The sequence below is a fragment of the Erythrobacter donghaensis genome (assembly GCF_002155425.1).
Lineage (GTDB): Bacteria > Pseudomonadota > Alphaproteobacteria > Sphingomonadales > Sphingomonadaceae > Erythrobacter > Erythrobacter donghaensis.
Window position 1 is genome coordinate 100326 of sequence record NZ_MUYG01000007.1, and the last position, 19839, is coordinate 120164.

Genomic DNA, 19839 nt, shown 5'->3' on the forward strand with positions numbered 1-19839 from the left:
GAGCGTGTCGCCGCGCCCGGATGCCGGGCCGTGCGCCGCATGGGAGAGAGACAATGGCGATGCACCCCACCGCGCACGCCGCGAACCGGCCCGATCACCCGGCGGTGATCATGACCGGCTCGGGCCAGCGCATGACCTATGGCGAGATGGAAGCGGAATCGAACCGCTTCGCGCATCTCTTGCGCGCGCATGGCGTGGGTCAGGGCGATGCCTTCGCAGTGCTGCTGGAAAACCGGATCGAATATTTCACCGTGATCTGGGGCTCGCAGCGCGCGGGCACGATGCTGGTGCCGATCTCCTCGCGCCTGACCGCGCCCGAAGCGGCCTATATTATCCGCGACGCGCAGGCGAAGCTGCTGATCACCAGCGGTTATTTCGCCGGGATGCTCGATGCGATCCGCGCCGAGTGCCCGGGCCTTGCCGTGCTGGTGATGGGGTCGGGCGATACCGAGGATTTCGCCGCCACCCTCGCCGCACAGCCCGCAGAGCCGATCCCCGACCAGCGCGCAGGGATGGTGATGCTCTATTCCTCCGGCACCACGGGACGGCCCAAGGGCATCCGCCCCGCCCCGCCCGAAGACCCCGATCCGCAGGCCACCGTGCCGCTGGTGGGCCTTGCGGTGATGGGCGCCGGGATGCCGGCCGATGGTTCGATGATCTACCTCTCCCCCGCCCCGCTCTACCACGCCGCGCCGATCGGCTGGTGCTCGGTGGTCCACCGACTCGGCGGGACGGTGGTGATGATGGAGAAGTTCGAGCCCGAGGAGGCGCTGAAGGCGATCGAGACCCACAAGGTCACCGACAGCCAGTGGGTGCCCACGCATTTCGTGCGCTTTCTCAAGCTCGATCCGGCGATCCGCACGCGCTACGACCTTTCCAGCCACCAACGCGCGCTCCACGCAGCCGCGCCCTGCCCGGTGCCGATCAAGCGCGAGATGATCGAATGGTGGGGGCCGATCGTGAACGAATACTACGCCGGCAGTGAAAGCATCGGCATGACCATGATCCGCTCGGCCGACTGGCTCACGCACCCCGGCAGCGTGGGCAAGGCGATCTACGGGACGCTCCACATCTGCGGGCCGGAAGGCGGGGAGCTTGGCTCCGATCAGGACGGGCTGATCTATTTCGAGAACGCACTGCTGCCCACCTACCACAACGATCCCGCCAAGACGGCTGAGGCGATGCATCCCAAGGGCTGGATGACGCTGGGCGACATCGGGCATCTCGACAAGGACGGCTTCCTCTACCTCACCGACCGCAAGAGCCACATGATCATCAGCGGGGGCGTGAACATCTACCCGCAGGAGATCGAGAACCTGCTCGTCACCCATCCCAAGGTGATGGACGCCGCGGTGATCGGCGCGCCCTGCCCCGACCTCGGCGAGAAGGTGGTGGCGGTGGTGCAGCCGAAGGACATGGCGCAAGCCGGGCCGGAACTGGAGGCGGAGCTGCGCGAATTCCTCGCGCCGAGCCTCTCCAAGATCAAGATGCCCAAGCTGTTCGACTTCCGCCCCGATCTGCCGCGCGAGGCCAATGGCAAGCTCTACAAGCGCGAACTGCGCGATGAGTATGCGGCCAGGGCGAAGGAAGCCGCCCAGTGACCGGAGGCGTGAGCGCGGAGGCGGTTCTGCCCGGCGACATCGCCCGCCGGGTGATCGATCCGCACGCCTATGCCGAGTGGGACGGGCTGCTCGACACCTTCGATGCGATCCGCGCCGATACGCCGGTGGTCAAGGTGCAGCCCGACACCCCCGGACTGTTCGACCCCTTCTGGCTCGTCACCGCCTATGACGATGTGATGCGCATTTCGAAGGACAATGCCGGTTTCCTCAACAACCCGCGCCCGGTGGTGTTCAGCTTTAACCAGGCGATCGAATTCAGCCGGGCGGCGACCGGATCGAACATGCTGGTCGATTCGCTGGTGGTGTTCGACGCGCCGATCCACCCGAAATACCGCAAGCTGACGCAGGAATGGTTCATGCCGAGGAACCTCGCGCGGCTGGAAGATGAATTGCGCGCGCTGGCGGCGCGGACGGTCGACCGGATGCTGGGCCTCGGCAGCGAGGTCGATTTCGTCAAGGAAGTCTCCGGCCCCTACCCCTTGCGCGTCGTCATGCAGATCCTCGGCGTGCCGCCGGAGGACGAGCCGCGAATGCAGATGCTCACCCAGCAATTGTTCGGCGGTCAGGACAAGGACCTCTCGGGCAGCGGTATGGACAAAATGACCCCCGAACAGGTGGTGCAGATCGTCGCCGGGGCCGTGAAGACCTTCGAGGATTACTTCGCGCAGATCGCTGAGGATCGCCGCCAGAACCCGACCGACGATGTCGCCAGCGTCATCGCCAATGCGCTGGTCGACGGCCAGCCGCTCCCCCCGCGCGACATGGCGGGCTATTACATCATTGTCGCCACCGCGGGGCATGACACCACCTCGGCCAGCACCGCAGGCGCGATGCAGGCGCTCGCGCGCGACCCCGAGCAATATGCCCGCGTGCGCGCTGACCGCTCGCTGCTCCCCGGCATCGTCGAGGAAGCGATCCGCTGGACCTCCCCCGTGCAGCACTTCATGCGCACCGCGGCGGAGGATTGCGAGCTGGGCGGGCAGCAGATCAAGGCGGGCGACTGGCTGATGATCAACTACGTCGCCGCCAATCACGACCCCGCGCAATTCCCCGACCCGCGCCGCTTCGACGCCGCCCGCTCGCCCAACCGACATCTGGCGTTCGGGGCGGGGGCGCACCAGTGCCTCGGCCTGCATCTGGCGCGGCTGGAAATGCGCATCCTGTTCGAAGCGATCCTTGACCGGGTGGCGGCGGTCGAACCGGCGGGAGAGGCCAGCCGCGCCAGCAGCACCTTTGTCGGCGGACTCAAGACGCTTCCTCTCAGAGTCGTCCCAGCCTGATATCGCAGCCGAAAATCGGCATTCGCCGGTCCGATTCCGCTAGGGTTTCGATCCCGTTTGTCCTAGCCTTGGGGCATGGGATTTTCAGTTCGCCTTGATTGCGCGGGGTTGGCCGCATGAGCCTGCTGGAGCCGCACAACCTCCCCTTCCTGATCGCGCTCGGCGTGCTCGGGGTGATCGCGCTGTTGCAAGTCAGCGGCGTCAGCGAAGCCATCGAAGGCGCGACCGAGTTCGATTCGCCTGACGGGCTCGAAATGGGCGGGCTGGGCGATGCTTTGACGACGCTGCTGGGGCTCGGCCGGGTGCCGCTGCTGATCTGGCTGGCGGCGCTGCTGTTCACCTTCGCCGCCGTGGGCGTGATCGGGCAATCGCTGCTGACGAGCCTGATCGGCACGCCGCTGTCTGCCGGATGGGCGACGCTCGCCGCGGGCGGCGCGGCGCTGCCGCTCAACAGCCTCGCCATGCGCCCGCTCGCTGCGGTGATGCCGAAGGACGAGACCACCGCGATCGGGCTCGACGAGCTGCTGCGGCGCGATGGCGAGATCCAGATCGGGATCGCGCGCCCCGGCAGCCCGGCGCGCGCCAAGGTGATCGACATCCACGGCCAGGCCCATTTCGTCATGGTCGAACCGCACGACCAGACGCAGGAATTGCGCGCAGGCGATACCGTCCTGCTCGTCCGCCGCGAGGGAGAGACCTTCTTCGGCGTGCATTACGAAAGCCCGCATCTGGGGCTGGAACATTAAAGGGGAACGCAGATGGCTTTGACCACAATGGGGGCGCTGGCCACCACCGGTGACGCAGGCGGCACCACCGATCTGATTACCTATGCGGTGGTCGGCGGCGGCGGCTTGCTGTTCGTCATCATCTTCTTCGCCTTCCTGATCCGGCTCTACCGCCGCGCTTCGAAGGAAACCGCCTTCGTGCGCACCGGCATGGGCGGCGAGAAGGTAGTGATGAACGGCGGCGCGCTGGTCTTCCCGGTGTTTCACGAGACCATGCCGGTCAACATGAACACGCTGGTGCTGCCGGTGGTGCGCCGCGATACCGAGGCGCTGATCACGCTCGACCGGCTGCGGATCGACGTGAAGGCGGAATTCTACGTCCGCGTCCGTCCCGATGCGACCGCGATCGCGATGGCCGCGCAGACGCTGGGCCAGCGCACGATGCAGCCGGAATTGCTGAAGGATCTGGTCGAAGGCAAATTCGTCGACGCGCTGCGCTCGGTCGCGGCGGGGATGACCATGAACGAGCTACACGAACAGCGCGCCGACTTCGTGCAGAAGGTGCAGCAGGTCTCCTCCAACGATCTGGCGATGAACGGGCTGGAGCTGGAGTCGGTCTCGCTCACCGGGCTCGACCAGACCTCGATCGAGCACTTCAACGCCAACAACGCCTTCGACGCCGAGGGTCTGACCAAGCTGACCGAGCAGATCGAGGCGCGCAAGAAGCTGCGCAACGATATCGAGCAGGACACCCGCGTCGAGATCGAGACCAAGAACCTCGAAGCCAGCAAGAAGAGCTTCGAGATCAGCCGCGATCAGGAATATGCGCGGCTCGAGCAGGAGCGCGAGGTCGAGGTGCGACGCGCCGGGCAGGCGGCGGAAATCGCGCGCGAACAGGCCGAGCGGAACCGCGAGGCCGAAGCCGCGCGGATCGAGGCCAAGAAACAGGTCGATGCCCAGCAGATCGAAGCCGACAGGCTCGTCGAAGAAGCGCGGATCGACCAGCAGCGCGCGCTCGAAATCGCTCGGCAGGAACAGCAGATCGCGGTGCAGAACAAGTCCCGCGAGGAAAGCCAGGCCAAGGCGCAGGCCGATGATGCCCGCGCCAAGGCGGTCGAGGCCGAGGAACGCGTCGCCACCGCGCGCGAAAGCGAAATCGCCGAGCGTCAGAAGAAGATCGAACTGATCGAAGCCGCCAAGCAGGCCGAGCGCGATGCCATCGCGGTCAAGGTGCAGGCCGAGGCGGAGAAAGACGCGGCGACCAACCGCGCGCAGGCGATCAAGTTTGAAGCCCAGGGCGAGGCCGATGCCGAAAAGCTGCGCGCCGAAGCCGCGCGGGTGCGCTTCGAGGTCGAGGCGGCGGGCCAGCGCGCGATCAACGAGGCGGCGAACATCCTCTCGATGGAGCAGATCAGCCTGCAGACCAAGCTGGCGCTGCTGAAGGTGCTGCCCGAGGTCATCCGCGAAAGCGCCAAGCCGATGGAGGCGATCGATTCGATCAAGATCGTGCAGGTCGACGGGCTCACCAATGGCGGGCGCGCGGCGAACGATGGGTCGGGCGGCGGATCCGGCTCGGGCGGCGGCAGCGGCAACCTCGCCAGCGATGCGGTGTCGGCAGCGCTCGCTTACCGCGCACAGGCACCGGTGCTCGACGGGCTGATGAAGGAACTGGGGCTGGACGGCTCCTCGCTCGGCGGGCTGGTCAAGGGCGCAGCGGATGCGGAAGCCGAGGTGCCGCCCGCACCCGCCCCCTCGAAGTCGGCCAAGCCTGCGAAACAGAAGGCCATCGCGCGCGACAATGACACCGCCGAGGAAGCCCCCACGGGCGAAGCGGCGGAATAGCCGAGTGAGAGGGGCGGCGGTGCTGCCCCTCGTCTCCTACTTCAGCAGATTCAGCGCAATCGCGCGCACTTCCTCGCCCATGTCGGGCCGCGCGAGGGCAATCGCCAGCGTCGCTTCGACAAAGCCGACCTTGCTGCCGCAGTCGTAGCGGTTGCCGTCGAAAGTGACCGCGTGGAACGGCTGCTGGCCGATCATCTTGGCCATCGCGTCGGTCAGCTGGATCTCGCCGCCCGCGCCCTTGCCCTGATTCTCCAGCACCCGCATGACCTCGGGCTGGAGGATGTAGCGGCCCGAGACGATTTTATTGGATGGGGCGTCGGCGACAGCGGGCTTTTCGACCAGCCCCTTCACCTCGGTCAGCGCACCGCGTTCCTCGCCGGGGTCGATCACGCCGTAGCTTGAGACCTGCGCCATCGCCACTTCCAGCACCGATATGAGGTTGCCGCCGACCTCGTTATAAGCCTCGACCATCTGCTTCATACAGCCCGTGCCGCCCTCGCGCGCGACCATCAGCTCGTCGGGCAGGAAGATCGCGAAGGGCTCGTCCCCCACGATCGCGCGCGCGCACCAGATCGCGTGGCCGAGGCCGAGCGGCACCTGCTGGCGCACCGCGATCACATCGCCCGGCGTCGCGCGAGTGGGTTCGAGCACATCGAGGCTCTTGCCCCGCTCGGTCATGGTCTGTTCGAGTTCGAAAGCGATGTCGAAATGCTCGACGATGCCGGTCTTGCCGCGCCCGGTGACGAAGATCATCTGCTCGATCCCCGCCTCGCGCGCCTCGTCCACCGCGTATTGAATCAGCGGACGGTCGACCACCGGCAGCAGTTCCTTGGGCACGACCTTGGTCGCGGGCAGGAAGCGCGTGCCGAGACCGGCAACGGGAAAAACGGCTTTGCGGATCGGCTTGGGAGACATTCGGCACCTTCGGTGGCTTCGGTCAATCGTTCTGCGCCCGGGTTCCCGTGCCCCGCGCTCGGCACGAGGTCAATGATTGATCGGCGCAACCCCCGGCGACGTGTTGCGCGGGAAGCACTTTTCGCTAAGGCTGGCGGACATGGACAAGCTCATCATCCGCGGCGGCAACCGCCTTTCCGGCACCATCCCCATTTCCGGCGCGAAGAACGCCGCGCTCACGCTGATCCCTTGCGCGCTCCTGACAGAGGAGCCGCTGACGCTGCGCAACCTGCCGCGGCTGGCGGATATCGACGGGTTCCAGCACCTGATGAACCAGTTCGGCGTCACCACGGTGATTCAGGGCACGCGCCCGGAAGATTTCGGCCGGGTGATGAGCATGGAGGCGACCCGCATCACCTCCACGGTCGCGCCCTATGATCTGGTGCGCAAGATGCGCGCCTCGATCCTCGTGCTCGGCCCGATGCTGGCCCGCGCGGGCGAGGCGACCGTCTCGATGCCCGGCGGCTGCGCGATCGGCAACCGGCCGATTGACCTGCACCTCAAGGCATTGGAAGCCTTCGGTGCGAAGATCGAGCTCGCCGCAGGCTATGTCCGCGCGATCCAGCCCGATGGTGGGATGCCGGGCGGGGATTTCGACTTCCCCGTCGTCAGCGTCGGCGCGACCGAGAACGCGCTGATGGCCGCGGTGCTCGCCAATGGCACTAGCCGGCTGTTCAACGCCGCGCGCGAGCCCGAGATCGTCGACCTGTGCAACATGCTCGTCGCGATGGGGGCGGAGATCGAGGGGATCGGCACCTCCAACCTCACGATCCACGGCGTCAAGCGCCTCCACGGCGCGACCTACCGCGTCATGCCCGACCGGATCGAGGCCGGCTCCTACGCCTGCGCCGCGGCGATCACCGGGGGCGAGGTGCGGCTGGAGGGCGCAAAGGCCGATGACATGATGGCGACCATCCACGCGCTGCAGGCGATCGGCATTCATGTCGAATGGGACGCCAAGAGCGTCACCGTGAAGGCCAATGGCGCGATGAAGGCCACCAACCTCACCACCGCGCCCTACCCCGGCCTTGCCACCGACATGCAGGCGCAGCTGATGGCGCTGCTGTGCAAGGCGGAAGGCGCGAGCGTTCTGAAAGAGACGATCTTCGAGAACCGCTTCATGCACGTGCCCGAACTGGCGCGGATGGGTGCGGACATCACCACCGAAGGGCGCACCGCGATCGTCAAGGGCGCGCAGCACCTCACCGGCGCCGAAGTGATGGCAACCGACCTGCGCGCCTCGATGAGTCTCGTCATCGCCGCCCTGGCCGCCGAGGGCGAGACCACGGTGCGCCGCCTCTACCACCTCGACCGCGGCTACGAGCGGCTGGAGGAGAAACTCCAGCTGGTCGGCGCGGATATCGAACGGGTGGACGATTAGGCAGGGACCTTAAAGCGGGGCCACTGACTTGTTCCGAGGTCAACCACCTCAGGAAACAGTCATGATCTTCAAATTAGCAGCCCTTGGCGCCGCCGGTTACGCCGGTTACCGCTACTTCACCCGCGACACCGGAACGCGCAATGCCGCTTTTGCCCAGGGGCAGGCCGACGACGGTCATCAGACCGTCCGCGATGCCGGGCCGAACGCCATGCGCGATCCCGTGAAGCGCGCATGGACGGAAACCGATCAGGAGCTCGACGAGAGCTTCCCGGCCAGCGATCCGCCCGGCAATTACTGATCCCCCATCTGTCCCACCAGCCACACCCGAATCGCGCTGGCGAGGCCGGGCGGGGTGGGGGACTTGATCCGCTCGGCGTCGATCCGCGCGACGAGGGCGGCCACGGCCAGTCCCTCGCGCGTGGCGGCGGCCTTCAGCATATCCCAGAACAGCGGTTCGAGGCTGATCGAGGTCTGGTGGCCCGCGATGCTGAGCGAGCGCTTGACCGGGGGGTGATAGGGGGAAGGTGTCTCCATCCCTCGTAACTATTAGGCCGCTTCGAAATCGTCCACATATTCGGGCAGGAACACCGGCTCGCGTTCCGACCAGCCGGGCGCGGTGGCGGCGGCTTCGCTCAAGCTTTGCAGCAGGACCTTTCGGCGCTGCGGGGCGATGCTCGGCAGCGCGCTCGCGGCGCAGAAGGCGGCGGGGAGCCAGGGCCGCACCCGCGCGCCCAGCAGGCGTTCGTAGAGGAAGCGGAAGGCCGAGAAGCTCGCCAGCCGCTCCTGCTCCAGATCGAAGGCGGCAATGCGCACCAGCTTGCCGAGGAAGCGCTCGACCTCTTGCGGGGTGCCGTCGACCGGCACGAGACCGCGCAGGGCCTTCAGATCCTGATAGGCGACATATTGGCGGCGGATCGCGGTGTTCTCGCTTTCGGAGCGGCCCCAGCGCCGGAAGGCATCGGTGCGCGCGAGGCCGATATCGAGGCTGCGCTTGATATAGCGCTGCTCGGCAGGGGCGAACCCGGCAAATTCCCGCATCTCGGCAATCGGCATCATCATGGCGCGTGTCTCCTCTGGACAGGGAGAACGTCGCACGACGTGGTTAATTTAAGGTTAGGTGATTTGTCCTCACACGAAGACACGAAGATGGCGGTCAATGCGGCGAAGCCGCGCCCCTGAACGGGACGAGGTACCATTGAAGAGGCCCTCGCGGGCCACAAGCACCACGATCTTCGTGTCTTCGTGTGAAAAAACTCAGATCAACCCCGCCAGCGGGCTGCTGGGATCGGCATACATCCGCCGCGCCATGCGCCCCGCGAGGTAGGCCTCGCGCCCGGCTTCGACCGCGAGTTTCATCGCGCGGGCCATGCGGATCGGGTCTTTCGCTTCGGCGATGGCGGTGTTCATCAGGATGCCGTCGCAGCCCAGCTCCATACCGACCGCCGCGTCCGACGCGGTGCCCACGCCTGCATCGACCAGCACCGGCACCTTCGCACCCTCGACAATCAGGCGGATGGTCACGCGGTTCTGGATGCCCAGCCCCGAACCGATCGGCGCACCCAGCGGCATGATAGCGACCGCGCCTGCGTCCTCGAGCTGCTTCGCTGCAATCGGATCGTCGGCGCAATAGACCATCGGGTGAAAGCCCTCCTTCGCCAGCACTTCGGTGGCCTTCAGCGTCTCGCGCATGTCGGGGTAGAGCGTGCGCGCCTCGCCCAGCACTTCCAGCTTCACCAGATCCCAGCCCCCCGCCTCGCGCGCCAGCCGCAGCGTGCGCACGGCCTCGTCCCCCGTGAAACAACCGGCGGTGTTGGGGAGGTAGGTGATTTTCTTGGGGTCGATGAAGTCGGTCAGCATCGGCGCCTTGGGGTCGCTGACATTGACGCGCCGCACCGCGACGGTGACGATCTCCGCGCCGCTGGCTTCAACCGCGGCGGCGTTCTGCTCGAAGCTCTTGTACTTGCCCGTGCCGACGATCAGGCGCGAGCGGAAGGTGCGGCCCGCGACGCTCCACGTATCGTCGTGGTCGCCTCCGCCGACGAAGTGCACGATTTCAAGCACGTCGCCCTCCGCCAGCGCGGCCTCGCCCAGCGTCGAGCGCGGGACGATTTCGCCGTTGCGCTCAACCGCGACCTTTTCGGGCGCAAGGTCGAGTTCGCGCACCAGATCGGCGATGGTGACGGCCTTGCTGTTGTGGGGCGCGCCGTTGAGGGTGATGCTCTTGGTCATGTCGCGAGACATAGTCCCTCGCCGCTGAGGTGCAACCGCGCGTTTTGCGAGGATCAGTGCGCCGCGCGCAGGTTCAGCCAGTGCGCGAGCGAGACCAGCGCGACCCCGATCAGCGTCAGCACAAATTCGTTGGTTCCGTGCGGCACCACCAGCGCCGCTGCCATCAGCGCGAGCCCGCCCGCCGCGATGGCAAAAGGCAGCATCCGCCCATGGCGCAGCAGGCCCCAGCCGATTGCGATCGCCGCCACGACGAGCGCCAGCAACAGGCCGATGCGGTGGATGTTCTCTTCCAGCAGGAAATGCCCGCCCACACCCAGCGCCGAGACGATCACGATGGTCAGCAGGCAATGCACCGCGCACAGGCCAGCCAGCCCGATCCCGATCTGATCGAGTCGGCGCCGGAACGAGGTTCGACTCGCGGAGGGGAAAGCATCCTGGGACATTGTCCACCCCCAGATATGTAATGTTGTTACATTTCGCAAGCGGCAATGACGGAGAGAATCCCGGCAGTCGCCGCTGCGCTTGCACGTGCCGCACCGGCATTTGCGGCAAACAGGCTTGCGTGCGGGGCGGCAGAGGGACAAAGACCGGCGCGTCATGGCTACATCTGCCTCCGTTTCGAACCTGTTCCGTCCCGCAACAGCGAGCGATGCGCGCCCGCTGGTGCTGGCGCACTGGCTCTCTGTAGTGGCGGCGCTGGTCGTACTGATCGTGCTGGTCGGCGGTATCACCCGGCTGACTGAGAGCGGATTGTCGATCACCGAATGGAATGTCGTCAGCGGAGTCCTGCCGCCCCTGACCGAAGCCGCGTGGCAGGCCGAATTCGCCAAGTATCAGGCGACGGCAGAATTCCGGATGGAAGCCGGCCCAGCGGGGATGGACCTGGCGGCCTTCAAACTGATCTTCTTCTGGGAGTGGTTCCACCGGATTCTTGGCCGGGTAATCGGGCTCGCCTTCCTGCTGCCGCTGATGTTTTTCGCGGCGCGGCGGATGATTCCGCTCGGATACGGCTGGCGGCTGGCTGCAATGTTCGCGCTGATTTGCGGGCAGGGCACATTGGGCTGGTATATGGTATCCTCGGGCGTCGGGAACACCGATCTCACCGATGTCAGCCACTTCCGCCTCTCGGCCCACTTGCTGACCGCGCTGTTCCTGCTGGCGGGACTGGTGTGGACCGCGCGCGATCTGCGGCAGCTCGCCCGTGACCCAGCCGCGCCGCCCGCGCCGCTCAAGGCCGGGGCGGCGCTGGTCGGCTTCGTCCTGTTCGTCCAGCTGCTGCTCGGCGCGTGGGTGGCGGGGCTCAATGCCGGGCTGGCCGCGAATGACTGGCCGCTGATGAACGGGCGGCTGGTGCCCGAGGTGGACTGGTCGCAGGGCGCGGTGTGGACGCTCACCAACGATCCCTTCCTCCTCCACTTCCTGCACCGCTGGTGGGCGTGGGTCGCGGTCGCCGCGCTGGTGTGGCTGGCGCGCGCGGTGCGCAAGACCGCGCGTATCGATAGCGTGCTGGTCCACACCGCCTTCGGGACGATGGTGCTGCTCGGCATCGCCACGGTGATGAGCGGCGTCTCGCTGTGGATCGCCGCCGCGCACCAGTTGGTCGGCGCGCTGACCGTGGTGGCGACGGTGCGGGCGATGCACTCCTATGGGCGGGCATGATGCCCGGCGCGGCGCTGGTCTGGTGCCCCTTTCCCGAAATCGAGAGCGCCCGCGTCGCCGCCGATGCGCTGCTCGATGACCGTCTGATCGCCTGCGCGAATATCCTCGGCTCCGTCGAAAGCCGCTTCGTCTGGGACGGCGCCCGCGCGGTCGGGAGCGAGGTGGGCGTGCTGTGCAAGACCACCTCCGAGCGGCTCGAAGACGTGATCGAGCGGCTGGGCGAGCTTCATCCCTACGACACCCCGGCAGTGATCGGCTGGCACGCCGACGCCGCCCATCCGGCGACTTTCACGTGGCTGGCAGGGAGCATTCCGGGGTAGCGGTATTATTTTACCGTATCGAGAAATGGCGCTTTTGCTTGACTTCGCGCCCCTCAACCGACATTTGCGCGCCACTTCGCCAACCGGGCCGCGGGCCTGGCGGGTGATTCTCCCGGATCATTCCCGGCAGACAGTTTCGAACCAAGGACACATGCCATGAAGGCGCTCACCAAGCAGACCCGGTCGATCAAACCGGCCGAGGTCGAAAAGAACTGGCACATCATCGACGCCGACGGTCTCGTCGTGGGTCGTCTGGCCTCGATCATCGCCAACATCCTGCGCGGCAAGACCAAGCCGAGCTACACCCCGCACGTCGATTGCGGCGATCACGTGATCGTCATCAACGTCGACAAGGTGCAGTTCACCGGCAAGAAGATGGGCGACAAGGTCTATTACAAGCACACCGGCCACCCCGGCGGCATCAAGGAAACCACCCCGGCCAAGGTGCTGGGCGGCCGTTTCCCCGAGCGCGTGCTTGAAAAGGCTGTCGAGCGCATGATTCCGCGCGGTCCGCTCGGCCGTCAGCAGATGAAGGCGCTGCACCTCTATGTCGGCACCGAGCACCCGCATGACGGCCAGAAGCCGCAGGTGCTCGACGTCGCTTCCATGAACCGCAAGAACAAGGTGGCCGCATAATGGCTGACGAAACCACCACCGTCTCGGATCTCGCCGATCTCAAGGACATCGCCGGCAACGCCCCGCAGGGTGACGCCGCCGAAATCGCCCGCGTCGCCGCGCCGCTGCGCGACCGCGAAATCGATGCGCAGGGCCGTTCCTACGCCACCGGCCGTCGCAAGGACGCGGTTGCCCGCGTGTGGGTCAAGCCCGGCACCGGCAAGATCACCATCAACGGCCGCGATCAGGAAACCTATTTCGCGCGTCCGACCCTGCGTCTGGTGATCAACCAGCCCTTCACCGTCACCGACCGTGCCGGCCAGTATGACGTCGTCGCCACCGTGCGCGGCGGCGGTCTGTCGGGCCAGGCGGGCGCCGTGAAGCACGGCATCGCTCAGGCGCTGACCAAGTACGAGCCCGAGCTGCGCAGCGCGGTGAAGGCCGAAGGCTTCCTCACCCGCGACAGCCGCGTGGTGGAGCGCAAGAAGTACGGCAAGGCCAAGGCCCGCCGCAGCTTCCAGTTCTCGAAGCGCTAAGACCTTTCCCCAAGGGGACACAAAAAGGGCGGCTCCTGCGAGGGAGCCGCCCTTTTTCGTGCCGCGCTGCCGGAGCCGGTCAGCGCTGCAGCAGCATCACCCCGAACGACAGACCGGTTCCCGAAAAGAAGATCGGCCACGACCAGAAGAACTTGGTCTGCGCGATATTGACCATGTGGATCGCCAGGGGCCCTGCGCTCGTCCCCTGCGCGCCGATCACCAGAGCGAGCGTGACCGAAAGCACCGCGCCGAGCATGACAGACTTGATGAGATCCATCGCAAATCCCCTTCATCTCACGCGCCGCACCAGGCGGCGCATCGGTTGAACAGGACAGGTCGGGCAGCACTGGTTGTTGCAGACCACCCCCGCCTGCGCGTGCAATATACCGAAGAATTCCTTAACACGGGAAATAGAGAAAAGGTTAAGCTTTCCCCCCGTCAGGTTACCGAGGGCGTCAGGTCGGCGCCCGAACCGAGCGGCGCGATCAGCCGCAAGTGGGTGTCGATCACCCCGCCGGGCGCGCAGTCGATCACCCGCCAGCTGGCCGGGGCATCGTGTCGCAGCCGGGTGGAGAGCGTGCCGGTGCCGATCGTCCGCATCGCCTGCCCGCCGCTCTCGCGCTGCTCGTCGAAGGGCACATGGACATGGCCCGAAATCACCGCATGGGCCCCCGCCGCCGCCAGCGCGGCAAAGGCGGCATCCCCGCCGATGGTGGGATTGCGCTGCGCCCCCGCCGGGCCGAGCAGCGGGTGATGCGCGATTACGATCACGGTGCGCGGATCGCCCTTCAGCGCCTCGAGCGCGGCGAGCGTGCTGCTGAGGGCAGCGGGCTTCACCACCCCGTCCGACCACGGAAACCGCCGCTGTGCCCGCACGGTGGTGCGCAGCGGCACCAGCACCACATCCTCGGATTCAAATCCGCCCGCCACCGCGGCGCGCAGGGTCTCGAACCGCCGGAAGGGATCGGTGAAGCGCTCCCACGGGTTGTAATAGGGCATGTCGTGATTGCCCGGTTCGAGCACCACCGGCACCCCCAGCCCGGCAAACCACGCCTGCGCTGCGGCATATTCGGAATGCTTGGCGCGCTGGGTCAGGTCGCCGGTGCACACCACCGCCGCCGGACGCTCGGCCGCGACCGCCGCCGCCACCGCATCGAGCGCGGCGCGGTCCTCCACGCCGAAATGGACATCGCTGATATGGAACAACCGGGTCGTCATGCCCGCGCCTATAGTCGCCGGGTCAGGATAAGCCACGCCGCAAAGCCATTGGCGATGGTGTAGATCCCATAGAAATAGGCGAAGATCGGCCAGCCGCGGACCGACAACAGCAGCGCCACCCACAGCACCACGAATTCGCTGACCAGCGCGGCGCGGCTACCGAGCGTCTGGCTCGCCTGCGGCAGGCGCACGAACAGCGGGTGGCCGCTGTCGAACACCGCGCGGTTGATCGCGAAATTGGCGATTCCCATCAGGAAGATGATCACCGTCGCCCAGGTCATGCCCCCACTATGGCGCTGCGCTGGTCGATTGCAAACCGCCATTTGTCCGCGCGCTGGCGCCATTGGTCATCGCGCCGCTGCCCCGGTCGAGCGAGCGGACGGGGTTGATCGAAGGTCGCATGATCGGGGACTGGTGGGGGCGTAGAACAGGTTTCAGCAGGATGCCTCATCCCCCCCAATCGGGCCCCCAAAGTTCTTGGCACCCGATCACAGGCCGCCTGCCAAACGGAGGAAGAGAGAGATGAAACCCCTTGCGAAAACAATCACCCACACCCTTGCGGCGATCGGCATGGCCGGCGCCGCGATCAGCCCGGCGCTGGCCGGCGAAGTGCAGACGATGACGATCAGCGTCGACACCGCCGATCTCGATCTCGGCACGGTCAAGGGTCAAAAGACCCTCGATCAGCGCGTCGAAAAGGCCGTGCGCAGCGTATGCCGCACCACCAGTGCCCAGACCGGTTCGCGCGTGATGAGCGATGAGGCCCGCACCTGCCTCGCCAAGGCCCGCGCCGATGCGCGCCAGCAGGTCGCGCTACTGCTGTCGAACGAACGGCGCGGCGGCTGATCTGCGCTTACCCAGCTTGCGCCGTCCCTCGCCCCGCAGGCGGGATGGTGCATCCTAAGGCCCGAACCCCTCCAGTCCCTTGGGGTTCGGGCCGTTTTTTTGTGCTCTTTGTTTGGTAGCCACCTTCGGTGGCGCAGACCCCCCGCCCCACCTCCCCACCCGGCCACCATACCGTAATGGTATTCTTGGTGGCCGGGTGGGGAGGCGGGGCGGGTGGTCTGTGGTTCGCGTCAGCGAACCCGCAATCAACCACTCACCTTCCGGCCATCGCCTTGACGCGCGCCAGATAGGTGCGGCCGATGCGCAGCGCCTCGCCGTTCACCAGTTCCGCCGACCACACGCCGAGGCCATCGTGGCGCAGCCCGCGGATATGGTCGCGGCGCAGGATGGTGGAGCGGTGGATGCGGATGAACTGTTCGGGATCGAGCCGTTCTTCCAGCCCCGCGATCGTCTGCAGCAGCAGGTAGGAACGCCCGCCCTCGGCCCCGCCGACATGGAGCCGCACATAATCGCGCTCGGCATCGATCTGGTGGACCTCGCTCACCGCGATGCGCAGCAGCTCGGAGCGGTGCGGCACCCACAGCTCGTCGAGATAGCGGCCCTGCTTCTCGCGCCGCTGCCCACGGCGGGCGACCGCGCGCTCGATCGCGCGCTCCAGCCGGTCGGCGGAGACGGGCTTCAGCACATAGTCGACCGCTTCCAGATCGAAGGCCTCGACCGCGAAGTGGTCATGCGCGGTGACGAAGATCACCACCGGGGCCTGCGGCTGCGCGGCAAAGTGGCGCGCGACGCCGAGGCCGTCGAGCTCGGGCATGGTCATGTCGAGCAGCACCAGATCGGGCGTCAGCTTCTCGGCCAGCCGCAGCGCCGCGGCGCCATCGCTGGCGGTGCCGACCACGCGCACCGCGGGGATCTCGGCGCAGATCACCTGAACACGCTCAACCGCGAGCGGTTCGTCGTCGACGATCAGGGTTCTGAGGGCGGCGGTGTCGGCTTGCGGATCAGACATGGCGGCTCGTGGTTCTGGTCAGGGGGATGCGGATTTCGGTGCAATAGCCGCCCGGCACGGGGGCGGAGGAAAAGCCGATATCGGGGCCGAAGCGCGCCTCCAGCCGGTCACGCACATTGGCGAGCCCGATGCCGAAGCCGTGCCGTGTGCCCTGCGGCACGCCGGGGCCATCGTCGCCCACGGTGATCACCAGCCGGTCGAATTCCTCACGCGCGGCCATCGTAATCGTGACGGGGCGCGAGACCGGCGAGACCGCATATTTCACCGAATTCTCGACCAGCGGTTGCAGGATCATCCCCGGCACGCGCGCGTCCTCGAGATCGGCAGGCAGATCGAACACCGTCACAAGCCGCGTGGGAAAGCGCACCGCCTCGATATCGAGATAGAGCTTCTGCAGGTCGAACTCGTCGATCAGCGACACATCGGCGGTGGGCTCGTTGGCGAGGCTGTGGCGGTAGAAGCGGCTGATCGTCTGGATCATCCGCTCGGCCCGCTCGGCCTTGCCGGTCATCACCAGCGCCGAGAGCGAATTGAGCGTATTGAACAGGAAATGCGGGTTCACCTGATAGCGCAGGGACAGCAGTTCGGCGGCCTTGGCGGCGGAGCGGAACTGCTCCTCGCGCCGCTGCGCCGCACGCGCCTGCACCCCGGCCAGCAGCGCGAAATAGGTCGAGGCCCAGGCGAGCAGCAGGAAATAGCGCCCCAGCGCCACGTCGAGCAGCTTGCGCCAGAAATCTGCGCTGGTTTCGGCCGACTCGATCAGCACGCTCTGTGAATCCACCACCTCGTCCTGAGGTGTTTGCGTGCCGTTTCCGGCGGTCTGTCCCGGCGGGGCAGGGCGACGTACGGGTACATCGATCAACAAGTTGCCGCTTTCGTCGCGGCGCAGGTTGAGGTTGTATTTCTCGGCATAGGCTTGTCGCTGGGCGAACTCCATGTCCTTGAACACGAGGTAATTGACCTGCCCGATCCCCAGCGCGACCGGCATCGCCAGCACGATCGCGCCGGAAATCTTGATCCACAGCGGGCGGGTGTCGAACAGGCGCAGCAGCAGCCACAGCACGATGGTGAAGCCGACCCCGATCACCGTCACCAGCAGGCGCCGCCAACCGAGCTCGAACTGGAGATCGAAATCCATCACCATCGCGCGCACGGTGGTGAGGATGAAATAGGTAGCCCACAGCACGATCATCGAGAACAGCACCGTGCGGAACGAAACGGTCGGCACGGACCCGTCGGGCGCGGTGTCGTGGGTGTTGGTAATCGCCATTATGGCAATCAGCGATACTGCGCCCGCCCGGCGAAAGCTAGCGGGCGGGGCGAAGGTTGTCGGGCGGAGACTCGCCTTGGTCGAAAGATGAACGGCTGTTCACAATCGACCAACGGCACTTAATCCCGCGGCTTAATCATATCCGAGGGCACGACCCACTGCGCAAACTGCTCTTCGGTCAGCAGCCCGAGCGCCAGCGCCGATTCCTTCAGCGTGGTGCCCTCCGCGTGCGCCTTCTTGGCGATCTTGGCGGCGTTGTCGTAGCCGATGTGGAGGTTGAGCGCGGTCACCAGCATCAGGCTTTCGTTGAGCAGCTGGGTGATGCGCGTGGTGTTCGCCTCGATCCCCACGACGCAATTGTCGGTGAAGGCGTGGCTCGCATCGCCGATCAGCTTCATCGACTGGAGCACGTTGTAGATCATCACCGGCTTGAAGACGTTGAGTTCCAGATGCCCGTGCGATCCCGCCACCGTCACGGTCATGTGGTTGCCCATCACCTGCGCGCAAACCATCGTCATCGCCTCGCACTGGGTCGGGTTGACCTTGCCCGGCATGATCGAGGAGCCCGGCTCGTTGGCGGGGAGGCTCAGCTCGCCGAGACCCGAGCGCGGGCCGGAGCCCAGCAGGCGGATGTCGTTGGCGATCTTCATCAGGCTGACTGCAAGCACGTTCAGCGCGCCCGAAATCTCCACCATCGCATCATGCGCGGCGAGCGCTTCGAACTTGTTGGGCGCGGTGACGAAGGCGTGGCCGGTGAAGTCCGCGACTTCGGCGGCGAAGGCGACATCGAAGCCGACCTTGGCGTTGATCCCGGTGCCCACGGCGGTCCCGCCCTGCGCCAGCTCGAGCACGCGCGGCAGCGCCGCCTCGACCCGCGCGATGCCATATTCGATCTGCTTGGCGTAGCCCGAGAACTCCTGCCCCAGCGTCATCGGGGTCGCGTCCTGCAAGTGGGTGCGGCCGATCTTGACGATGTCGGCGAATTCCTTCGCCTTGGCATCGAGCGCGCCGTGCAGCTTCCGTAAGGCCGGGATCAGGTGGTCGATCGCCTCGCTCGCCGCGGCGATGTGCATCGCAGTAGGGAAGGTGTCGTTGGACGACTGGCCCATGTTGCAGTGATCATTGGGGTGGACCGGGCTCTTGCCGCCCTTCTGGCCGGTGAGAATCTCGTTCGCGCGGCTCGCGATCACTTCGTTGGCGTTCATGTTCGACTGTGTGCCGCTGCCGGTCTGCCACACCACTAGCGGGAACTGGTCGGCGAGCGTCCCGTCAATCACCTCGCGCGCGGCCTGGACGATCGCCTCGCCCAGATTCGGATCGAGCACGCCCAGCTTCATGTTGGCCTTGGCCGCCGACAGCTTCTGCACACCCAGCGCGCGCACCAGCGCAGGCGGCATCTTTTCGCCGCCGATCGGGAAGTTGACGATGCTGCGCTGCGTCTGCGCGCCCCAATGCATGTTCGCCGGAACCGCCACTTCGCCCAGCGAATCGGTCTCGATCCGCACCTCTGCGCCATTCGCCGTCATGTCACTCATCGAAGCCATCCCTCACTAAGTCGATTTGCGCCCCACAGGGTTTGGCGCTCCCCTAAGCACCGGGAGGCGGCGAGGTCAAAGGGCGAAATCGCCAGCCGGGCCAAAGCGCTTGGAACCGCGCCCGCGCACGTTTAAGGAGAGGGTTGACGAACTGTATTGCCATCCTAATACAGTTACCCAAAGAGCGATGAGCACCATGACCACGACCCTCCCTGACAGCACCACCGCCCGCCGCGCGATGATCGACAGCCAGCTGCGCACCAGCGGCGTGAACGAGGAATTCGCGCTCGCCCGGATGCTGGCCGTCCCGCGCGAGGATTTCCTCCCCGCCGACAAGGTGGCGCAGGCCTATACCGACCGCTCGGTGATGCTCGGAGAGGCCGGTCATCTCGCCGCGCCGCTGTTCTACGGCAAGGCGCTGCTTGAGGCCGCACCCATGCCCGAGACCCGCGTGCTGGTGGTGAGCGGCGGCACCGGCTACCTCGCCGCGCTGCTGCGCCCGCTGGTCGCGACGCTGACCGAAGTTTCCGCCGAAGATGCCGCCGCGGGCAAGGTGACGGGCGAATATGATCTGATCGTGATCGACGGTGCGATCGAACAGCTGCCCGATGCGCTCGCCGCGACGCTGACCGACGAGGGCCGGATCGTCACCGGGCTGCTGCTGCGCCAGGTCACCCGGCTCGCCACCGGCCGCAAGGTCGCGGGGCGGGTCAACCTGCTCCCGGTCGAGGATCTCGGCATTCCCGTGCTCCATGCCTTCGACGCGCCCAAGGGCTGGACCTTCGCGTGAAGCTGAGG

General features: G+C 66.5%; 23 protein-coding genes. 12 read left to right on the forward strand and 11 right to left on the reverse strand.

Annotated elements, in window-relative coordinates; genetic code table 11:
* Nucleotides 1-59 precede the first annotated feature (59 nt).
* The 4 genes from BZF59_RS03405 to BZF59_RS03420 all read left to right on the forward strand — a co-directional run bounded on the left by BZF59_RS03405 (nt 60) and on the right by BZF59_RS03420 (nt 5469).
* Nucleotides 60-1601, forward strand: coding sequence for an acyl-CoA synthetase (locus BZF59_RS03405; protein ID WP_211277348.1), 1542 nt, complete (start codon nt 60-62; stop codon nt 1599-1601).
* The gene (locus BZF59_RS03410; RefSeq protein WP_245806003.1) at nt 1598-2902 is read left to right on the forward strand and encodes a cytochrome P450; all 1305 of its coding nucleotides are present in this window, start codon (nt 1598-1600) and stop codon (nt 2900-2902) included. The genes BZF59_RS03405 and BZF59_RS03410 overlap by 4 nt, the downstream gene beginning before the upstream one ends.
* Nucleotides 2903-3018: 116 nt before the next feature.
* On the forward strand, nt 3019-3648 hold the full coding sequence (locus tag BZF59_RS03415; protein WP_086606851.1) for an OB-fold-containig protein: 630 nt from the start codon (nt 3019-3021) through the stop codon (nt 3646-3648).
* 27 nt (nt 3649-3675) lie between these two features.
* Entirely contained in the window at nt 3676-5469 is a 1794-nt protein-coding gene (locus tag BZF59_RS03420) for a flotillin family protein (protein ID WP_086606852.1), read from the forward strand.
* A gap of 36 nt (nt 5470-5505) precedes the next feature.
* On the opposite strand, the gene BZF59_RS03425 is transcribed toward BZF59_RS03420, so the two are convergent.
* Nucleotides 5506-6384 carry a UTP--glucose-1-phosphate uridylyltransferase gene (locus BZF59_RS03425; protein WP_086606853.1) on the reverse strand — a complete coding sequence of 293 codons (879 nt, stop codon included), beginning with the start codon at nt 6382-6384 and terminating at the stop codon, nt 5506-5508.
* A gap of 139 nt (nt 6385-6523) precedes the next feature.
* Between BZF59_RS03425 and murA the strand changes: the two genes are divergently transcribed.
* Both murA and BZF59_RS03435 read left to right on the forward strand, forming a co-directional pair.
* Complete coding sequence (gene murA, locus BZF59_RS03430) at nt 6524-7804, forward strand: UDP-N-acetylglucosamine 1-carboxyvinyltransferase (protein ID WP_086606854.1); 1281 nt, start codon at nt 6524-6526, stop codon at nt 7802-7804.
* A 61-nt stretch (nt 7805-7865) separates the two neighbouring features.
* Entirely contained in the window at nt 7866-8102 is a 237-nt protein-coding gene (locus BZF59_RS03435; RefSeq protein ID WP_086606855.1) for a hypothetical protein, read from the forward strand.
* Here the strand turns inward: BZF59_RS03435 and BZF59_RS03440 are convergent.
* The 4 genes from BZF59_RS03440 to BZF59_RS03455 form a co-directional block, all read right to left on the reverse strand.
* Entirely contained in the window at nt 8096-8338 is a 243-nt protein-coding gene (locus tag BZF59_RS03440) for a ribbon-helix-helix domain-containing protein (protein WP_086606856.1), read from the reverse strand. The genes BZF59_RS03435 and BZF59_RS03440 overlap by 7 nt on opposite strands.
* Before the next feature lie 12 nt (nt 8339-8350).
* Entirely contained in the window at nt 8351-8863 is a 513-nt protein-coding gene (locus BZF59_RS03445; RefSeq protein WP_086606857.1) for a hypothetical protein, read from the reverse strand.
* Between the two features lie 195 nt (nt 8864-9058).
* Complete coding sequence (gene thiS / locus BZF59_RS03450) at nt 9059-10033, reverse strand: sulfur carrier protein ThiS (RefSeq protein WP_086606858.1); 975 nt, start codon at nt 10031-10033, stop codon at nt 9059-9061.
* Between the two features lie 53 nt (nt 10034-10086).
* On the reverse strand, nt 10087-10476 hold the full coding sequence (locus BZF59_RS03455; protein ID WP_086606859.1) for a MerC domain-containing protein: 390 nt from the start codon (nt 10474-10476) through the stop codon (nt 10087-10089).
* 154 nt (nt 10477-10630) lie between these two features.
* Here BZF59_RS03455 and BZF59_RS03460 point away from each other — a divergent pair, with 154 nt between their 5' ends.
* The 4 genes from BZF59_RS03460 to rpsI all read left to right on the forward strand — a co-directional run bounded on the left by BZF59_RS03460 (nt 10631) and on the right by rpsI (nt 13163).
* On the forward strand, nt 10631-11692 hold the full coding sequence (locus tag BZF59_RS03460; protein WP_086606860.1) for a COX15/CtaA family protein: 1062 nt from the start codon (nt 10631-10633) through the stop codon (nt 11690-11692).
* A complete protein-coding gene (gene cutA / locus BZF59_RS03465) occupies nt 11689-12012 on the forward strand; it encodes a divalent-cation tolerance protein CutA (protein WP_086606861.1) in 324 nt (107 codons plus the stop codon). Before BZF59_RS03460 ends, cutA begins: the two co-directional genes overlap by 4 nt.
* A 156-nt stretch (nt 12013-12168) precedes the next feature.
* Complete coding sequence (gene rplM, locus BZF59_RS03470; RefSeq protein ID WP_086606862.1) at nt 12169-12648, forward strand: 50S ribosomal protein L13; 480 nt, start codon at nt 12169-12171, stop codon at nt 12646-12648.
* Nucleotides 12648-13163, forward strand: coding sequence for a 30S ribosomal protein S9 (gene rpsI / locus BZF59_RS03475; RefSeq protein WP_086606863.1), 516 nt, complete (start codon nt 12648-12650; stop codon nt 13161-13163). Before rplM ends, rpsI begins: the two co-directional genes overlap by 1 nt.
* Nucleotides 13164-13242: 79 nt before the next feature.
* Here the strand turns inward: rpsI and BZF59_RS03480 are convergent, their stop codons facing one another.
* From BZF59_RS03480 to BZF59_RS03490, 3 genes are all read right to left on the reverse strand, one after another.
* Nucleotides 13243-13440 carry a hypothetical protein gene (locus BZF59_RS03480; RefSeq protein ID WP_086606864.1) on the reverse strand — a complete coding sequence of 66 codons (198 nt, stop codon included), beginning with the start codon at nt 13438-13440 and terminating at the stop codon, nt 13243-13245.
* 161 nt (nt 13441-13601) lie between these two features.
* Nucleotides 13602-14381, reverse strand: a complete 780-nt coding sequence (locus tag BZF59_RS03485) for a metallophosphoesterase family protein (RefSeq protein WP_086606865.1) — start codon at nt 14379-14381, stop codon at nt 13602-13604.
* A gap of 8 nt (nt 14382-14389) precedes the next feature.
* On the reverse strand, nt 14390-14662 hold the full coding sequence (locus tag BZF59_RS03490) for a hypothetical protein (protein WP_086606866.1): 273 nt from the start codon (nt 14660-14662) through the stop codon (nt 14390-14392).
* A 241-nt stretch (nt 14663-14903) separates the two neighbouring features.
* On the opposite strand from BZF59_RS03490, the gene BZF59_RS03495 reads away from it, so the two are divergent.
* On the forward strand, nt 14904-15227 hold the full coding sequence (locus tag BZF59_RS03495; RefSeq protein ID WP_086606867.1) for a UrcA family protein: 324 nt from the start codon (nt 14904-14906) through the stop codon (nt 15225-15227).
* 253 nt (nt 15228-15480) lie between these two features.
* Here the strand turns inward: BZF59_RS03495 and BZF59_RS03500 are convergent, their stop codons facing one another.
* The 3 genes from BZF59_RS03500 to fumC all read right to left on the reverse strand — a co-directional run bounded on the left by BZF59_RS03500 (nt 15481) and on the right by fumC (nt 19032).
* Nucleotides 15481-16236, reverse strand: a complete 756-nt coding sequence (locus BZF59_RS03500) for a LytR/AlgR family response regulator transcription factor (protein WP_086606868.1) — start codon at nt 16234-16236, stop codon at nt 15481-15483.
* Nucleotides 16229-17506 (reverse strand): sensor histidine kinase, encoded by a 1278-nt coding sequence (locus tag BZF59_RS03505; RefSeq protein WP_086606869.1) that lies wholly within the window; start codon nt 17504-17506, stop codon nt 16229-16231. The genes BZF59_RS03500 and BZF59_RS03505 overlap by 8 nt, the downstream gene beginning before the upstream one ends.
* A 119-nt stretch (nt 17507-17625) precedes the next feature.
* Nucleotides 17626-19032, reverse strand: a complete 1407-nt coding sequence (gene fumC, locus BZF59_RS03510; protein ID WP_086606870.1) for a class II fumarate hydratase — start codon at nt 19030-19032, stop codon at nt 17626-17628.
* 205 nt (nt 19033-19237) lie between these two features.
* Here fumC and BZF59_RS03515 point away from each other — a divergent pair, with 205 nt between their 5' ends.
* Nucleotides 19238-19831, forward strand: a complete 594-nt coding sequence (locus BZF59_RS03515) for a protein-L-isoaspartate O-methyltransferase family protein (RefSeq protein ID WP_342744107.1) — start codon at nt 19238-19240, stop codon at nt 19829-19831.
* Nucleotides 19832-19839 lie beyond the last annotated feature (8 nt).

Excerpts from the sequence above, each read along its gene's own strand:
- BZF59_RS03485 (WP_086606865.1), bottom strand. The coding sequence starts at position 14,381 with ATGACGACCCGGTTGTTCCATATCAGCGATGTCCATTTCGGCGTGGAG.
- rplM (WP_086606862.1), top strand. The coding sequence starts at position 12,169 with ATGAAGGCGCTCACCAAGCAGACCCGGTCGATCAAACCGGCCGAGGTC.
- BZF59_RS03440 (WP_086606856.1), bottom strand. The coding sequence starts at position 8,338 with ATGGAGACACCTTCCCCCTATCACCCCCCGGTCAAGCGCTCGCTCAGC.
- BZF59_RS03420 (WP_086606852.1), top strand. The coding sequence starts at position 3,676 with ATGGGGGCGCTGGCCACCACCGGTGACGCAGGCGGCACCACCGATCTG.
- BZF59_RS03435 (WP_086606855.1), top strand. The coding sequence starts at position 7,866 with ATGATCTTCAAATTAGCAGCCCTTGGCGCCGCCGGTTACGCCGGTTAC.
- BZF59_RS03480 (WP_086606864.1), bottom strand. The coding sequence starts at position 13,440 with ATGGATCTCATCAAGTCTGTCATGCTCGGCGCGGTGCTTTCGGTCACG.
- BZF59_RS03445 (WP_086606857.1), bottom strand. The coding sequence starts at position 8,863 with ATGATGATGCCGATTGCCGAGATGCGGGAATTTGCCGGGTTCGCCCCT.
- BZF59_RS03405 (WP_211277348.1), top strand. The coding sequence starts at position 60 with ATGCACCCCACCGCGCACGCCGCGAACCGGCCCGATCACCCGGCGGTG.
- cutA (WP_086606861.1), top strand. The coding sequence starts at position 11,689 with ATGATGCCCGGCGCGGCGCTGGTCTGGTGCCCCTTTCCCGAAATCGAG.
- BZF59_RS03505 (WP_086606869.1), bottom strand. The coding sequence starts at position 17,506 with ATGGCGATTACCAACACCCACGACACCGCGCCCGACGGGTCCGTGCCG.
- BZF59_RS03490 (WP_086606866.1), bottom strand. The coding sequence starts at position 14,662 with ATGACCTGGGCGACGGTGATCATCTTCCTGATGGGAATCGCCAATTTC.
- BZF59_RS03495 (WP_086606867.1), top strand. The coding sequence starts at position 14,904 with ATGAAACCCCTTGCGAAAACAATCACCCACACCCTTGCGGCGATCGGC.
- BZF59_RS03460 (WP_086606860.1), top strand. The coding sequence starts at position 10,631 with ATGGCTACATCTGCCTCCGTTTCGAACCTGTTCCGTCCCGCAACAGCG.
- BZF59_RS03500 (WP_086606868.1), bottom strand. The coding sequence starts at position 16,236 with ATGTCTGATCCGCAAGCCGACACCGCCGCCCTCAGAACCCTGATCGTC.
- thiS (WP_086606858.1), bottom strand. The coding sequence starts at position 10,033 with ATGACCAAGAGCATCACCCTCAACGGCGCGCCCCACAACAGCAAGGCC.
- BZF59_RS03425 (WP_086606853.1), bottom strand. The coding sequence starts at position 6,384 with ATGTCTCCCAAGCCGATCCGCAAAGCCGTTTTTCCCGTTGCCGGTCTC.
- rpsI (WP_086606863.1), top strand. The coding sequence starts at position 12,648 with ATGGCTGACGAAACCACCACCGTCTCGGATCTCGCCGATCTCAAGGAC.
- fumC (WP_086606870.1), bottom strand. The coding sequence starts at position 19,032 with ATGACGGCGAATGGCGCAGAGGTGCGGATCGAGACCGATTCGCTGGGC.
- BZF59_RS03415 (WP_086606851.1), top strand. The coding sequence starts at position 3,019 with ATGAGCCTGCTGGAGCCGCACAACCTCCCCTTCCTGATCGCGCTCGGC.
- murA (WP_086606854.1), top strand. The coding sequence starts at position 6,524 with ATGGACAAGCTCATCATCCGCGGCGGCAACCGCCTTTCCGGCACCATC.
- BZF59_RS03455 (WP_086606859.1), bottom strand. The coding sequence starts at position 10,476 with ATGTCCCAGGATGCTTTCCCCTCCGCGAGTCGAACCTCGTTCCGGCGC.
- BZF59_RS03515 (WP_342744107.1), top strand. The coding sequence starts at position 19,238 with ATGACCACGACCCTCCCTGACAGCACCACCGCCCGCCGCGCGATGATC.